This window comes from Psychrobacter sp. KCTC 72983, from assembly GCF_014280455.1.
GTDB lineage: Bacteria > Pseudomonadota > Gammaproteobacteria > Pseudomonadales > Moraxellaceae > Psychrobacter > Psychrobacter pacificensis.
In genome coordinates this window covers 2916862-2931789 of the sequence record NZ_CP060390.1, presented here as the reverse complement: position 1 = coordinate 2931789, position 14928 = coordinate 2916862, and the positions used below count along the sequence as shown (strand labels likewise).

Genomic DNA, 14928 nt, shown 5'->3' with positions numbered 1-14928 from the left:
GCATCCATAAAAAGCTCAATCTAATATCGTTAGCAATGTACTCATGTCACTATTGGCATGAGTATATTGCTTTTTAACTTATAATTTCACTGTAGTGACCCTGCGCTTTCACCACTAAATTGATAATAATAATCAGAATTAGGTGAGGGTGCGCTTTGCTCTAAAAAGTTGTCCTGTATTATGACTACCCAAAATGTCGTCAAAAAACCTGTTGCCCCGATTACCACAACCAGACGCGGTATTATCACTGCCCTTGGTGCCTTTTTTATCTGGGGTGGTTTCCCTTTATACTTTAAGCAATTATCCAATTATGATGCAACAGAGATTATCGGGCACCGTATTGTTTGGACGTTTTTTTGCCTACTCATTGTATTGGTAGCGACCAAGCGTTGGGGGTGGATAGAGACGCTCAAACAAAACCCAAGATGGATCGCGTTGTCACTCGTCTCTGGGTTAATTATCGCAACCAACTGGCTGACCTATGTATGGGCGGTCAATCATGATCGTATCCTTGAGGCCAGTTTGGGATACTTTATTGGGCCATTGGTAGGTGTTGGCTTATCGATGATTTTATTCAAAGAGCGCCTGCGCACGCTACAATGGGTAGCCATTGGCTTTGCACTACTGTCTGTGGTCATTCAAGTGGTGATGCTTGGTAGTCTGCCGTGGATATCATTGATTTTAGCATTCAGCTTTAGTACTTATGGCACCATTCAGCGGCAAACCCCATTGACTGCTGTCGATGCTATGTTTGTTGAAACGGCCATGCTAGTACCCTTATGTATTTGGTGGTTTTGGCAGTCAGATGTCGTCAGCCATCAGCTAAGCTTTTGGTTCAGCTCAAACATTTGGCTACTGATGCTCGCAGGCCCGATTACGTTGATACCGCTGTTATTATTTAATAAATCGACCAAGCTTGTGGCATATAGTATCTTAAGCTTTATGAATTATCTGACGCCGACCTTTATTTTCTTCTTAGCGGTATTTTATTACAATGAACCATTTGATCTACATCGTCTGGCAGTATTTGGTTTGATTTGGTTAGGGTTACTCTTATTTAGCATTGATCTGTGGCGACATCGTCCAAGTAAAGTGTTAAAGGCTGAGCGTCTCCGTGAAGAGGATTTATAATCGGTTAATTAAAAAATCAAAAATACGCACAAAAAATTAGCAAACAAGGATGGAAGCATGTTTCATACTCAGTCTGATGTAGTATTTGTAAAAGGTCTAAAGGTTGAGGCGGTCATTGGTGTGTTTGATTGGGAGCGCGCCATTACTCAGCCGTTACTGATCGATATCGCGCTTGAGACGGATATTAGCCGTGCTGCTGTGTCCGATGATGTCAGCGATGCGCTGAGCTATAAAGAAGTCTGCGATGATGTGAGCGTGTGGTGCAAAGAGATTCAGGCAAAGCTGCTTGAGCATTTGGCCGGTCAGATCTCTGATAAGCTATTTGCAAAATATGACTGTCAAAAAATCACGTTAAGTATTGCCAAGCCGACTGCTATTGCTCAAGCAGATGCGGTAGGGGTACAAATAACACGCTATGCGCCAGCGCTAACCAATGAGCCAGCTACTAAAGACGTTACCAAAGAAGTTAATGACAGCCAAGCCGATGATGCATAAAACGTCGATGGATTTGAATATGGCAACGCTAACAAAATGCGCACCTGAGATTCTGCAAGCGCAGTCCTTGGTAGAGGTGGTGTTAGCGCTGGGTAGTAACTATCAAGCCGAAAAATATCTACCGATTGCTCGAGAGAGTTTGGCAGCGCTGGGTGAGATACGATTGTCTACTGCTTTTCAAAACCCTGATTTTACTGCAACCTTGGAACAGCCAAAGCCTGACTATACCAATCAATGTGTCCATCTAGCACTGAATACACCGATGAGTTTGCAGCAACTACAGCAAACCTTTAAAGCGCTTGAGGGGAACTGTAATAGACGTCGACAGACTAAGCCGAATCAAGTGCGACGAGTGACAATGGATATTGATATTTTGATGATTAAATTGGCTACTATAGAAAATAGCCTAAGCAAAAAATTGATATTTAAATCAATATCTGATTGGATTGTAATGGCGAATCGTTATCCCTTTAAAGCACATGAAATTGTAGGGATTGAAGAGTTGACTGCATTTACTGATTAGCTGTTTGAATAGCGTTTTGAGAAAAAATTAATAATAAATAGACAGTTAGTGGGGTGACTTATTTTAACTCACACTGATAACATCTGATATTTTTGCAGTAGATAAGGCTAAGGGGCGTAAAATGTATTGTACGCCCCCTGGTTTTATTTGTTTTACTGAAACTCTCGTATTCACTTCTGCTCGTTATCTGCTGCATCGATATCAGCACGACCAATCACATCTAAATCCTCTAGGCACAGCTTATCGTATTTCTTTTTACAAAAATTAGGATCAATATCACACATCGCTGACTGCAACTGATCGAGACGATTCTCTGATTGTTGAATGTGTTCGAGCATTTTAGCAAATGCTTCTGCAACGGGATCTTGTGAATAGGGATCGATACCGTAGGCGCGAAAGGTATTGGTGCGTTTTGCAGTAGAGGTGGTGTCAGCTGCTTGATCCTTAACGCTCTCGCCAGCTTGCGCGACTTTTTCTTGTTGCTTGGCATCTTGTACTTTTGTCGCGATGGGATTGCCTTTTTCATCGTGATGATCTGAGATCATACGAGCAGCACTGCCAACCATCGTAGCGCCTGCTGGTACTGGTTTGACTACCACTGCATTCGAGCCGATTTTGGCGTTTTTGCCGACGGTAAATGGCCCTAAGACTTTGGCACCAGCACCGACCGTTACACCGTCTTCTAGCGTTGGATGGCGTTTGCCATTATTCCAAGACACACCGCCTAGAGTAACACCGTGATACAACGTCACATCGTTGCCAATCTCAGCAGTCTCACCGATGACGACCCCAACACCATGATCGATAAAAAAGCGCTTACCAATCTTGGCAGCAGGGTGAATCTCAATACCTGTAATAATACGCGAGCCATATGAGATGACGCGAGCCGCCAGTTTCTGTTCATGATTCCACAGACAGTGCGCACCGCGATGTAGAATGAGCGCATGGATACCTGGGTAGGTTAGGATGACTTCCAGACTATTGCGCGCTGCAGGATCGCGGTTAAATACCGCATCGATATCTTCTTTCAGATCTTTTTTGATGCTGACAAGCGATCTGAATAATTTGGATGGCAATGACATAAAGCGTCCTATCTATTCGTCGGTAAAGTAGCGTTGCTAAAGTAGCAATGTCTTTATTTTATGGACATGATGGTTAAATAATGATGAGAGTATATTGTTGCTCATTTTTCTAAGTTATAACAGCTTTGTACCGCAAAATATAGTAAAAAGCTGTCAAATGAAGGCAAGCTGATAAACAATGACTTGTTTTAGTCTTTGGATAGTTTTGCAATCAAAGCACTTAATAGCTGATACTCTTTTTGATCAAGCTGTAAGCGTGACCCAAGTCTAGACAAGCGTGATGGCAATGACTTTAGATGTTCGCTATTTGCAAGACCGCGCTGTACCATAAGGTCAGTAGTACGCTGAGTGAGCTGTTGCAGCTGCTGCTGATTAATAGCAGGCTCATCCCATTGCTGACGCAAATTCACGTTGATTGTCGATTGGGAATCGTTGTTCTCGTCTAAACTGTCCGCTGTCTGAGTATGCGTTTGAGCATAAGCAAAAATAAAGCTGGCAATGACTTGCACTGCTGAGGCGACATTTAGTACAGGGTAAGCAGGATTGGCGTCGATTTGAATGTGATAATCAGCATAAGCCAACTCTTCATTGGTCAACCCACGATCTTCACGCCCAAATAATATAGCGATATTTGGTTTGCTAGCAACAGCGTCTGATGAGGTGTCAACGTTATTATCATTTGCACGTAAAGCCGACTGTGTATCAATAAAATCAAACATAATCTTAGCGGCTTGCGTGGGTGTCACAACGGGGCGCGGCATATGACGACTGCGGCTGCTGGCTGCAAATACCAGCTGACAGTCGGCAATGGCAGACTCTAGAGTAGGTGCGATCACAGCACATGACAGCAGCTCACTACCACCTGCCGCATGAGAGACACTGGTCTCATCAATTGGCAATTTGGGGTCGACAACGGTCAAACGGGACAAACCCATTGTATGCATGGCGCGTGCGGCTGAGCCGATATTGGCAGGCAACGTCGTATTGACCATGATGACTTGTAAGCAGTCGAGGTAGTCATTCACTGTACGGGGTTGCTCAGTAGATGATAAAGAGTCGTTACTCATTACTGCCCCAATCTTTGATGGATTTCTTGTTCAGCACGTTGTAATGCGGCGGCAATCTCTTCAATAAGATCAGCTTGTTCACTAATGTGGCGCTCACGGCAGCATTCTTGTAGTTGGCTGCTAAGACGAACCAGCTGAGTCGTACCCAAATTGGCACTTGCGCCTTTTAGGGCATGAGCGGTCTCAAAGCCATTGGCGTTATCATCTTCTTGCTGAGCGATTCGCAGTGCTGCAACGCGTTTTTGACTGTCATTGAGGTACACTTGTATCAGCTCGCCAAAATCTTCTTCTAGCAAGTCACGCATGTCTTCGAACTGTTCGTGATTGATAATCTCTTCATCAGTCTGAACAGTCATATTATTATTCGTCATGTCAGTCATGGCTTTTATCCAATTGTTAAAAGTTAAAGCAGTCAAATTACTATAGTAAATTTTTGGTTGGATTGTGCATTTTAGCTGTAATGAAAGTGTAAGTTATCTTCACTAACTAACGTCTTCAGTTGTTGCAAGTTATCATCGTTCGGGTAAACCCGCCAATGTTCGGATAGTCCCACATTTGCGATACCATAAACGTCATACACGCTCAAACCAAGTGGCAAGCAGTTATCATTGATAGAAGTATCTGTATTACTGAGCGCATTGTTTGCATAACTTTGGGGCATGCTATTTTGATTAAATGCGTCATGGTTCATATCGTTCTCTAGAGCCAGTAAGTCATTGCCATTTTCATCATACAAACTGCCGCCCATGGCAGGGTCGTAAGTGTTACTACCACTATTGCCTGGCTCATCTTGCTCTTGATTATAAGCCAAGCGTGGCTCAGGTATGATATCAGCCTGTGCAGATTTGAGTAATGGTTGCAAGCGTGTGAGTAGGTCGATATCGCTACCATGGACTTTGATACTGATTTTTTTGAGCCAACGCAGGCGCGCATCGACCATGCTCATGGCACTATCGAGACGCGCAAACAAGCGCCCATCACGCTCACGAATACTGCCTTTGATAATGACGACTTCATCGATTTTCAATTGCTCTTTGACACGGTTGAAACGCTCGGCATAGCAGCTGACTTCCAATCTCGACGTGCCATCATCTAAAGTAATCACATTACGATTACCAAAGTTGGCGATATCGATGATGAGGCCTGCAAAATAGCAGCTGCCGTTATAGCCAGTATCTGTCAATTTATTGAGGCGCGTGCCTGAGGTGTAACGTTTTAACTCATCTAAATATTCATTAATTGGATGACCCGTTAAGTACAACCCTAAGGTGTTCTTTTCCGCTTTTAGGCGGTGTTTATCACCCCAGATCAGCTCTGGCGACATCTCAAGTGGCGGCGCTGCAACAACACCGTCCATTTCGCCAAACAGATCCATCATGCCAAGCTCGTTATTTTGACGATCTTGCTCAGCCGCTTGGACGGCGCTTGGTAGTTGGCTCATCAAGGCACCGCGAATCTCGTAAGCTTCGTCGGCTGGTAAGTCGGGTCGTAGCGTCGCAGCAAAGTCATCAAAACAGCCCGCACTCACCAATGCTTCGAGAGTACGCTTATTAACCTTTTTGATATCCACACGGCGGCAAAAATCATATAAATCTTTAAAAGGTCCATCCGTTCGACGAGCATTAACGATGGACTCGACAGCCCCTTCACCTACGCCTTTAATCGCGCCCAATCCATAAATGATATTGGTTGGAGTGTCTGCGACAAAGTGCCACTCGCTGCGATTGACTGACGGATTGACCACAGTCAAATCAAAGTTTTCACGGCAATCATTGATAAAGAACACCACATTGTCGGTGTTGTTCATATCGGAGGTTAATACTGCCGCCATAAATTCAGCAGGATAGTACTGCTTGAGATAAGCCGTCTGATAGGCAAGTACCCCATAAGCCGCAGAATGCGAGCGGTTAAAACCATAACCTGCAAACTTTTCCATCAAATCAAACACACCGCCTGACGTGACTTCATCGATGCCTTGTGAAGTTGCACCAGTGACAAAGATATCGCGCTGCTTTGCCATCTCTTCAGGTTTTTTCTTACCCATGGCGCGGCGCAGCATATCAGCACCGCCCAGGCTATAACCTGCCATCACCTGTGAGATTTGCATCACCTGTTCTTGATAGACGATAACGCCGTTAGTATTTTCTAAAATCGGCTCAAGATTGGGATGATCATAGATGACCTCTTCACGACCGTGCTTACGGTCAATGTACATCTCTACCATGCCGGCATCAAGCGGGCCGGGACGATAGAGCGCACACATGGCGATCACATCTTCAATGTTGGTCGGCTGCAGTTTGGCCAAATACTTTTTCATGCCCATACTTTCTAGCTGAAAGACGGCGGTGGTTTTGGCATCTTGCAACAATTTGTAGGCTTTGACATCATCGAGTGGTAAATCTTCCAATACCAATGCAGGCACGTTTTCTTTTGCACGGCGCAAGTTGATATTCTCAACCGCTGCGTTGATAACCGTTAAGTTACGTAGACCCAAAAAGTCAAACTTCACTAGTCCTACCGCCTCGACATCGTCTTTATCAAACTGGCTGACACGGTGACCCTCATCATCACAATAAATGGCGCTAAAGTCTGTGATTTTGTGCGGCGCAATCAATACACCACCAGCATGTTTACCGACGTTTCGGCAGACACCTTCAAGCTTGACTGCCATCTCCCAAATCTCAATGGCGTCTTCATAATCCATGTTGTCAGGGTTAGAGATCAAGTCTTTGAGCTGTGGTTCTTGCTCAAGCGCTTGGCTGAGGGTGATGCCCGGTGTTTTGGGAATCAGCTTGGATATTTTATTGGCCAAGAAGTATGATTTACTTTGGACGCGTGCCACATCGCGCACCACCGCTTTTGCGGCCATGGTACCGAAGGTAATAATCTGTGAAACGGCATCACGACCATAGGTCTGCGCCACATAGTCAATCACGCGATCGCGCCCTTCGATACAAAAGTCGATATCGAAATCAGGCATGGATACCCGCTCAGGGTTCAAGAAGCGCTCAAATAACAGATCGTAATGAATGGGATCAAGGTCGGTAATATTGAGCGCGTAGGCGACCAATGAACCTGCACCAGAACCACGTCCAGGGCCTACTGGCACGCCATTGGCTTTTGCCCAGCGGATGAAATCCATGACGATAAGGAAATAACCGGGAAAGCCCATTGATAGGATAATATCCAGCTCATAGGCGAGGCGCTCATCATATCTTTGACGAAAGTCGCTCCAATTGTCCGTACGGGCCTCAACAGGGAAAAGCTTATCTAAGCGCTCTTCCAGACCGCGCTTTGACTCTGCCCGAAAAAACGATTCAATCGTCTCGCCTTCAGGGACAGGGAAGTCGGGCAGTACGTTAATGCCCAGCGTTAAAGTCACATTACAGCGGGTTGCCAAGCGTAAGGTGTTGTCAACCACCTGCGGAATATCAGCAAACAGCTGCGCCATTTGCTCTTGGGTTTTGAGGTATTGCTCATCTGAGTAGATTTGCGGACGACTGGGATCAGCTAAGACATAAGAGCCTGCGATACACACGCGGGCTTCATGCGCATCAAAATCCTCTTGCGCCAAAAAACGCACGTCATTATGCGCAATGATGGGGATGTTGTGTTTGGCACCTGAGTGAATGGCTGCTCTAATAAAAGCGTCCTCGCCTGAGCGATTGGTACGCTTGATGGCAAAGTATAAACGATCGCCAAATTGCGCTTGCCACTCGGTGAGCAGCTCATCGGCTTTTTCTGGCATAGAGCCAACCAGTGCTTGGCCTACGTCTGACTTTTCGGTGAGTAGGACAATGACGCCTGCTGCATGTTCTAGAATATGACTGCGTTTAATCACAGGTGTGCCATGATTGACAGGGTCAGCGCGACCTTCGGTAAACCCAAGCGACACGATACGGGTAATGTTTTGATAGCCTTCGTTATTCATCGCAAGTAGGGTGAGGCGTGTGTCTTCATTATCCATGATGACTTCGCTGCCGATAATGGGCTTGATACCCGCGCCTAGGCAAGCACGATAAAACTTCACCGTGGCATATAAATTGGACAAATCAGTCAAAGCCAGCGCCCGCTGATTGTCAGCTGCCGCCGCTTTCACGAGCGGCTTGATGCGCACGATAGAATCGGTGATGGAATATTCGCTGTGGATACCAAGGTGTACAAATGCCATAGAAGACTCTTACTAGTACGATCAAAAGAAATAAGCTAGCGATAAAATACAGGATGATTATTAATCATTTGTAGTGTTATCGAGAGGTGGTTAAGACCTCGGTAGCCATGTTGATACGCTTTAAATGGGGTCGTTAATAATAGCATTATTTGCGGCATGCAGCCACTGATTGCAAGGGTTTAATCTGAGGGATGTGAATTATCATGTCAATTTAATTACGTAAGAAATGATATAAAAAACCCTCAACACGGTAAAGTGCGGAGGGCTATATACTTGATAAGTAATGACAATTTAACTTAGTACCCAACCACCGCTGCATCCACAATACGGGGATCAGAAGATCCATACAGGCCGTTTGGTGTGAGCATAATCGACTGCGTGGAGCCCATGGCGGACTTTGGACTGACCGTGTGCCCCATAGATTCAAGCTTTTTGACCGTATCGACATTGAGCGCTTTTTCAATCCGAATCTCATCAGGAAGCCACTGATCATGAATACGCGGTGCGTGAGTTGCCTCAGCGATATTCATATCATGATCAATGACGTTAGAGATGATTTGGGTGACGGTCGTGATGATACGACTGCCCCCTGGGCTGCCCGTAACGATATACGGTTTGTTGTCTTTAAATACCAGCGTTGGACTCATCGAGGAGAGCGGACGCTTATTGGCTTCAACAGCATTGGCGTCACCACCAATCAATCCGTAACCATTGGGTACACCCGGCTTGGCAGAAAAATCATCCATTTCGTTATTTAACAAGATACCTGTGCCGTCAGCCACGAGACCAGTGCCATAAGAGAAGTTCAACGTATAGGTGTTGGCAATGGCATTACCGTCTTTATCCACGATAGAGAAATGCGTGGTTTGATCGCTCTCATAAGGGAGCGGATTGTTGGCTTTGATGGTCGCGGCTGGCGTGGCTTTATTGGGGTCAATCAGTGTACGCAGTTTATCCGCATAAGCTTGCGAGGTGAGACCACTGGTAGGGACATCAATAAAATCCGAATCCCCTAGGTGCTCAGCACGATCTGCATAAGCCAGTTGCATTGCTTCCGCCATCAAATGAATGGTCTGTGCGCTATTTTGACCATAGTCCCCCAGTGGATAGCCTTCTAAGATATTTAATATTTCGATAATGTGAATACCACCAGAGGAGGGCGGTGGCATAGAGACAATCTCATAACCACGGTAATCGCCTTTGACAGGCACGCGGGCGATGGCTTCGTAATCGGCTAAATCCTGCAAGCTCATGCTACCGCCTGCTTCATTGACGGCTTTTACGATGTCACGTGCGGTTTTCCCTTTATAAAATCCGTCTGCGCCTTGTACCGCGATTCGCTTTAGCGAGCGGGCAAGCTCAGGCTGCTTTAACCGCTCACCCGGTTGATACGCGCTGCCATCAGGCTTGAAAAATACTTTTTTGGTGCTTGGCCATTTTTGCAAGCGATCACTCAAAGCAGTGAGCGATTCGGATAAGCCGGCGGTGACTTCTATGCCATCTTCTGCCAATGCGATCGCTGGTGCCATGACTTGCTCGCGGCTCATGGTGCCATGCTCTTCTAATGCTTTTAGTAGCCCTGCTACTGTCCCCGGCACCCCAACGGCTAAGCCATGATAGCGAGATAAGTCACTGACTGCGTTGCCCTCATCGTCGAGATACATATCGCGAGAGGCGCTACCTGGTGCTTTTTCGCGGTAATCGAGTGCTACAGTTTTGTCTTGCTTGGCGTCATAAATCATCATAAAGCCGCCACCACCGATATTACCAGCACGTGGTAAGGTCACAGCGAGAGCAAAGCCAACCGCAACCCCAGCATCTACCGCATTACCACCGTCTTTCAAAATCTGTAAACCGATGTCAGAGGCCAGCGCTTCTTGGGTGGCGACCATGCCATTTTTTGCCCATACTGGATGATGAATTGCATCTTCAGAGTAGATAGCCTGATCGTTATTGGTATTGTTTGAGGTGGCGTTGTTTGAGGTGGTTGTGAGAGTAGTGGTTTTTGCCCGTGTGATGCGTTTGGTTTCAGATATAACAGTTGGATTGTCCGTCATAATGGCTAGATTTAGCGCATTGGTATCAATCGAGGTGTGATTGACCGTGGGGCTGTTGGCTGAAACGGTTGGATCTATTGCATGGGCTGAGACAGACAGTAGTAGCGCACTCGTAATAAGGGCTGCGCTAGATTTTAATTGGTTATGAGTCTTGGGTTTTTTTTGCTGAGTAATTCGATGCTGGTGAGATAATGATGGTGACATCGCAAAGTCCTTTTTGGGCAAGTAGAAAAAACAGGGTATCAAATAAATACACTTAAATAGTAACGAAAATATCAAATAGTAGAAAGTTGTTTATCATATTTTGTCATTTGAGTTTTTATATGATGTGCAGTATGAGTGGTCTTCTATCGATATATACATAATTAGTGTCATGTAAATTGTGCAGAGAAGCTCACTAACCAGTGAAGATTTTCTTTAAAAATAAGTCTTAATATTACTAAATTGTAACGTCTTGTGATATAAAGTACAGTACTAATGTGCATCCGTTAACGACTGGCTATAAAGAGATTCTTATGTCATCAAACCATGTTAATAACCGTAATCGACAGTGCCACTCTGAGATGGCGAGTAATTATTTGCCTATCATCAACAATAAAAATAATAATGGTCATGTATCTCAAACAAGCAAATTAACCTCTATTGCTTTGCTAGTTGGTAGTGCGTCGCTTGTGCTTACAGGTTGTCAGTCAAATCCGACTGCCTCAGCGGATGTGGCAGCCTCCAGTACCCTTATGGATTTTAGCACTGCAAATCCTGCTCAGAGCCAACGTCAAGGTCGCGCTTTTACGGCTAGTCAAGAGGCCAAAGCTGAGCGTTACGCGCAACTGTTTAATCAAGAAAAATATCCCAACACTGAGCACCAAGCCAAGGCGCATTTATTGGCAGCGATTCGCCAGCATTTGGCAACAGAGCATGTGGCCGTCGCGCAAGCCAATTACCAAGCAGTACCATTTATCGATGCCGATAGTATCGATGCAGGCTCAAGCAGCTTACTTAGAACGATTATAGAGACCTATGCCTATCAGCCTGAGGGTATGTATGATAGTAGCGATGATGAAGCGCAAGCTGAGGCTAGAGCAGAATTAGCAGCGGTAGGTGTAGAGTCGAATAAATGCAATGAAAACGAAGATGATGACGCTTATGAAGTCTGTGTGGTAGAGGGTATTAACTACGATTATGATGATGCGAAAGATTCGATAGAGTCCGACTATCCTAGTGACTATGATAAGTCTATAGCAGAAGCTGAAGCAGAAAGAAAGGCCATTGCTGCTATATTGGCTGAAGCAGGGGAGAATGAGCCAGCCAGTGCTGATGAAGAGTACGACTACGATGCAGAAGACCGTGATAGCGACGATTATGTCAGTGATGACTATTCTACTGATGAATATGCCACTGACGAATATGATGAGTACGGCGGTGAGACTGGAGGCATGCTCTCCGGCATGTCGAGGTTAAGCCCGAAGACAATGGCTGCAAAATATGAAGCCATGCAAATGGCAAAACAGCGTGCTAAGACAGAGCCGACCAATAGCGAGGAGCTATCAATGTCTTCTACTGGCTTGATTGGTAACATACTGACGATGTTCAGCCGCACTCCTGAGCAAATCGCTGCATCCAACGCCTATCAATATCAGCATTTGACATTCAATAGCGTCAGTCAGTACAACCCAAAACAGCGGCAATTACAAAGCGTATATAGCTACGACTATGCCACGCCAACCATCAGCTCATCCATACAGATACCAGTGGCATTTGATTTTAACAACAGCAGTGTCACGCTCGACCCATCGGCAATCATGCCAATCGTTGCGCTCGTCAATCCTGAGAACACCCCATTACCCTCGCAGATGGCCTCACATACGGTCAGCTTTGGTTTGCCTGAAAGTATCACGGCGCAGTTGCCGCCCGCGGTACTCTATGATGCAGTGCTAAATGCCATACAGAGCAGCATGGCAGAGTTGGCACCTGAGCACTTTAGCGCCGTAGACATCAGTGGTGATGCGTTTGCCAAAGAAGTTGGCGCGACTCGAGCAGTAAAAGTTTATTTTGGCAGTCAGCAAAGTGGTGAAATGATTGGTAAGACTCTGAAATATGTGACCAAGTCGTTGCAAGAGTATGTGGATGCCAACCCAGAAAAATATCCTGATGGAGCCATGCTAAAAGCCGCGCTTGCCAAAGCACAGCTATACAACAAAGGCTATCAAAGTGCGGATGTGGGTTCGTTATTGCAGTTTATCGAAGCCATTGGCCCTATCTCTTTTAATCAGATTAATTACTATTATTTAGATAACTCAGATCGCCTGCTTGCCAAGCAGCAGCGCGTCAATATCGGTGGTGATTTACTTGGCTCTACGACGACCATGCTCAATCAAGTCCGCTATGATAAAGCCAGCTTTGACCACCATGCCCTAACGCCACTATTGGCAGAGTCATTTGGCTCAAATGCGGTAGCGCCTATCGATGGCAATGCATGGATAGCAGCACAGCGCCAGAAAAAAGACAGACTACAAACGGCACGCTATGCGCGTTACGATTATGAGGATGGCAGCTTAGAGACTGATTATAGTAGTGACGAATATGACAATCGTTATGATGCAGAATCAATTGATGAGAGCCGTATTGGCGATGCTAAAGATGATAATGAAAAATAGAGACGACGTCGCATTAGCTTATCGCATTTACGCATATGTCTATTAAGGATAAAAAATGAAAAAAGCACATCAAACGCTTACACTACGTCTGTCATCTATGATGAAAAATCACTTATTATTGACCAGTACATTGCTGTCAGGAGCATTACTCTTAACGGGTTGTCAATCTGCCAATTTGAACCAGTCAAATGCATTGACAGTTAAGCAATCACCTAGCACCGCTAAAAAGACATTAGCGACTGCATTACAAAAACAGCGCCGGCAATCGTTCAGATACCATAGTAATATCGAGATCAGTAACCGCCAGCAACGTACGGCAGCATCTGGCACACAAGTCGTGGCATCAGATTATGTGGATGCGCACTGCGAAGAGACACATGACCAAGCCTATGCGGCATTGATCATGCAGGCAGAAAAACAAAACAAAGATATTTTAGCTGCAGATTATGATGACAAGCGCGATGCTCTTAAACAGTCTTATTTTGAGTGCGTCGATGCTTATTATGCGTGGGAGGAGCACCAGTACGATAGCGATGTGACAGTGCCAGCAGGTTATCAAGCGCTGTTTGATAATTATGAAGACAAACCAAAGCCGCTAGATATAAAAAAAGCGCAACTGCTAGATGAGTACTTGCTAAAACCGTTATCTATCAATGCTCAAGGCATCTATCAGCCCATGGCGGGCAAGGCGACGATGCTCGCCAGCGCCCAGTATCAAGCGCGCAATCATCATAGCAGTATCAATCAGCCTGTCTACATCGACATGAAAAATGGTGATATCTATTTATGGGCAGATAATGTTGCGATGTTCAATTCTGAGCTATTAGACGATAAGCTTGGCGCCAAATGGCGAAACAAATGGTTAAAAATAGCCATTGATGATGGAACATTGCCAAAAGGATTCGGTAGAGAGGTGATAAAAAGCCACTTTGCTGCATCGGATCTGACTTATGAGGCGGCGCCTGTTAGCCAGTTCGATTATGTCGCGCCCAATACGCTTGCCGCGCTCTCGTCCAAGTTGCCGGCGCATCAGCTATCAGCAATGCTCTCAAGTGCCCAAATCATTCGCCGAGTACAAAGCTTTGAGAGTTATCAAGAGGACTATCAAAATTATCTGCAAATCTTCTACAAGCGCATTAGCCAAAAATATCCGGAGCTGGTAAAAGAAGCCGAGCCTATGACAGCCTTTGAGACGATTCAAAGCTCAAAGGAACTCACTAGTAAAGCGATGGTGCAAACAATACTGGCTATGATAAATGCTCAAATAAATGATGAAGATAAGACGGAATCTAAAGTCGCTGCAAACGCCACAGTAGAAGAGCTATATGGATTTGACAAACGTGGTCAGCTCAAATGGCAGCATCTGCACCGCCAATTAGATAACACTGGCAAAACTGCGCCAGATAAAAGTATGACAATAGATGTCTTGCAGCAGTATTCTGTTATTAATAGCAAAGACAAGGCATTCCCAAATCTACCACGTGAGGTTCAGACACCAAATGCGAGCAACAGTATTGATCTGCGAGACTATGCGTCAGAGTTGCTGGAATATTATCGTGACGGTAATGGCACAGCAGTGGGTAAAATGATATTTAACATGATGCCAATGGCGAAAGAACGTTTTGGGGCGACAGACTAACTGGAAGATAGCATCATTGAGTGTTAAGTAGGATACTGTCGTAAAAAAGCGCATCGTATAAACGGTGCGCTTTTTTTAATATGGCCATCACTTATGTTGTGACAGACTT

The 14928-nt window shown here is 45.3% G+C and carries 10 protein-coding genes; 5 read left to right on the top strand and 5 right to left on the bottom strand.

The window, feature by feature from the left end; translation table 11 throughout:
• The first annotated feature begins 180 nt into the window (after positions 1–180).
• From rarD to PSBA01_RS12505, 3 genes are read left to right on the top strand one after another with little or no spacing between them, the layout of a single operon-like run.
• Positions 181–1131 carry an EamA family transporter RarD gene (gene rarD, locus PSBA01_RS12515; RefSeq protein ID WP_186474605.1) on the top strand — a complete coding sequence of 317 codons (951 nt, stop codon included), beginning with the start codon at positions 181–183 and terminating at the stop codon, positions 1129–1131.
• A gap of 57 nt (positions 1132–1188) precedes the next feature.
• Entirely contained in the window at positions 1189–1626 is a 438-nt protein-coding gene (gene folB / locus PSBA01_RS12510; protein ID WP_186474603.1) for a dihydroneopterin aldolase, read from the top strand.
• A 19-nt stretch (positions 1627–1645) separates the two neighbouring features.
• A complete protein-coding gene (locus PSBA01_RS12505) occupies positions 1646–2149 on the top strand; it encodes a 2-amino-4-hydroxy-6-hydroxymethyldihydropteridine diphosphokinase (protein WP_228724592.1) in 504 nt (167 codons plus the stop codon).
• Positions 2150–2319: 170 nt separating this feature from the next.
• On the opposite strand, the gene cysE is transcribed toward PSBA01_RS12505, so the two are convergent.
• From cysE to ggt, 5 genes are all read right to left on the bottom strand, one after another.
• Positions 2320–3231 (bottom strand): serine O-acetyltransferase, encoded by a 912-nt coding sequence (gene cysE / locus PSBA01_RS12500; protein WP_186474601.1) that lies wholly within the window; start codon positions 3229–3231, stop codon positions 2320–2322.
• A gap of 188 nt (positions 3232–3419) precedes the next feature.
• A complete protein-coding gene (locus tag PSBA01_RS12495; RefSeq protein ID WP_186474599.1) occupies positions 3420–4298 on the bottom strand; it encodes an RNA methyltransferase in 879 nt (292 codons plus the stop codon).
• On the bottom strand, positions 4298–4678 hold the full coding sequence (locus PSBA01_RS12490) for an Hpt domain-containing protein (RefSeq protein WP_186474597.1): 381 nt from the start codon (positions 4676–4678) through the stop codon (positions 4298–4300). Before PSBA01_RS12490 ends, PSBA01_RS12495 begins: the two co-directional genes overlap by 1 nt.
• Before the next feature lie 71 nt (positions 4679–4749).
• Complete coding sequence (dnaE, locus tag PSBA01_RS12485) at positions 4750–8469, bottom strand: DNA polymerase III subunit alpha (RefSeq protein ID WP_186474595.1); 3720 nt, start codon at positions 8467–8469, stop codon at positions 4750–4752.
• Positions 8470–8765: 296 nt separating this feature from the next.
• Entirely contained in the window at positions 8766–10730 is a 1965-nt protein-coding gene (gene ggt, locus PSBA01_RS12480; RefSeq protein WP_186474593.1) for a gamma-glutamyltransferase, read from the bottom strand.
• Positions 10731–11041: 311 nt separating this feature from the next.
• Here ggt and PSBA01_RS12475 point away from each other — a divergent pair, with 311 nt between their 5' ends.
• Positions 11042–13180, top strand: a complete 2139-nt coding sequence (locus tag PSBA01_RS12475; RefSeq protein WP_186474591.1) for a hypothetical protein — start codon at positions 11042–11044, stop codon at positions 13178–13180.
• A gap of 55 nt (positions 13181–13235) precedes the next feature.
• Positions 13236–14819 (top strand): hypothetical protein, encoded by a 1584-nt coding sequence (locus PSBA01_RS12470; RefSeq protein WP_186474589.1) that lies wholly within the window; start codon positions 13236–13238, stop codon positions 14817–14819.
• The last annotated feature ends 109 nt before the right edge of the window (positions 14820–14928 follow it).

Excerpts from the sequence above, each read along its gene's own strand:
- cysE (WP_186474601.1), bottom strand. The coding sequence starts at position 3,231 with ATGTCATTGCCATCCAAATTATTCAGATCGCTTGTCAGCATCAAAAAA.
- PSBA01_RS12495 (WP_186474599.1), bottom strand. The coding sequence starts at position 4,298 with ATGAGTAACGACTCTTTATCATCTACTGAGCAACCCCGTACAGTGAAT.
- dnaE (WP_186474595.1), bottom strand. The coding sequence starts at position 8,469 with ATGGCATTTGTACACCTTGGTATCCACAGCGAATATTCCATCACCGAT.
- PSBA01_RS12490 (WP_186474597.1), bottom strand. The coding sequence starts at position 4,678 with ATGACTGACATGACGAATAATAATATGACTGTTCAGACTGATGAAGAG.
- PSBA01_RS12505 (WP_228724592.1), top strand. The coding sequence starts at position 1,646 with ATGGCAACGCTAACAAAATGCGCACCTGAGATTCTGCAAGCGCAGTCC.
- PSBA01_RS12470 (WP_186474589.1), top strand. The coding sequence starts at position 13,236 with ATGAAAAAAGCACATCAAACGCTTACACTACGTCTGTCATCTATGATG.
- PSBA01_RS12475 (WP_186474591.1), top strand. The coding sequence starts at position 11,042 with ATGTCATCAAACCATGTTAATAACCGTAATCGACAGTGCCACTCTGAG.
- ggt (WP_186474593.1), bottom strand. The coding sequence starts at position 10,730 with ATGTCACCATCATTATCTCACCAGCATCGAATTACTCAGCAAAAAAAA.
- rarD (WP_186474605.1), top strand. The coding sequence starts at position 181 with ATGACTACCCAAAATGTCGTCAAAAAACCTGTTGCCCCGATTACCACA.
- folB (WP_186474603.1), top strand. The coding sequence starts at position 1,189 with ATGTTTCATACTCAGTCTGATGTAGTATTTGTAAAAGGTCTAAAGGTT.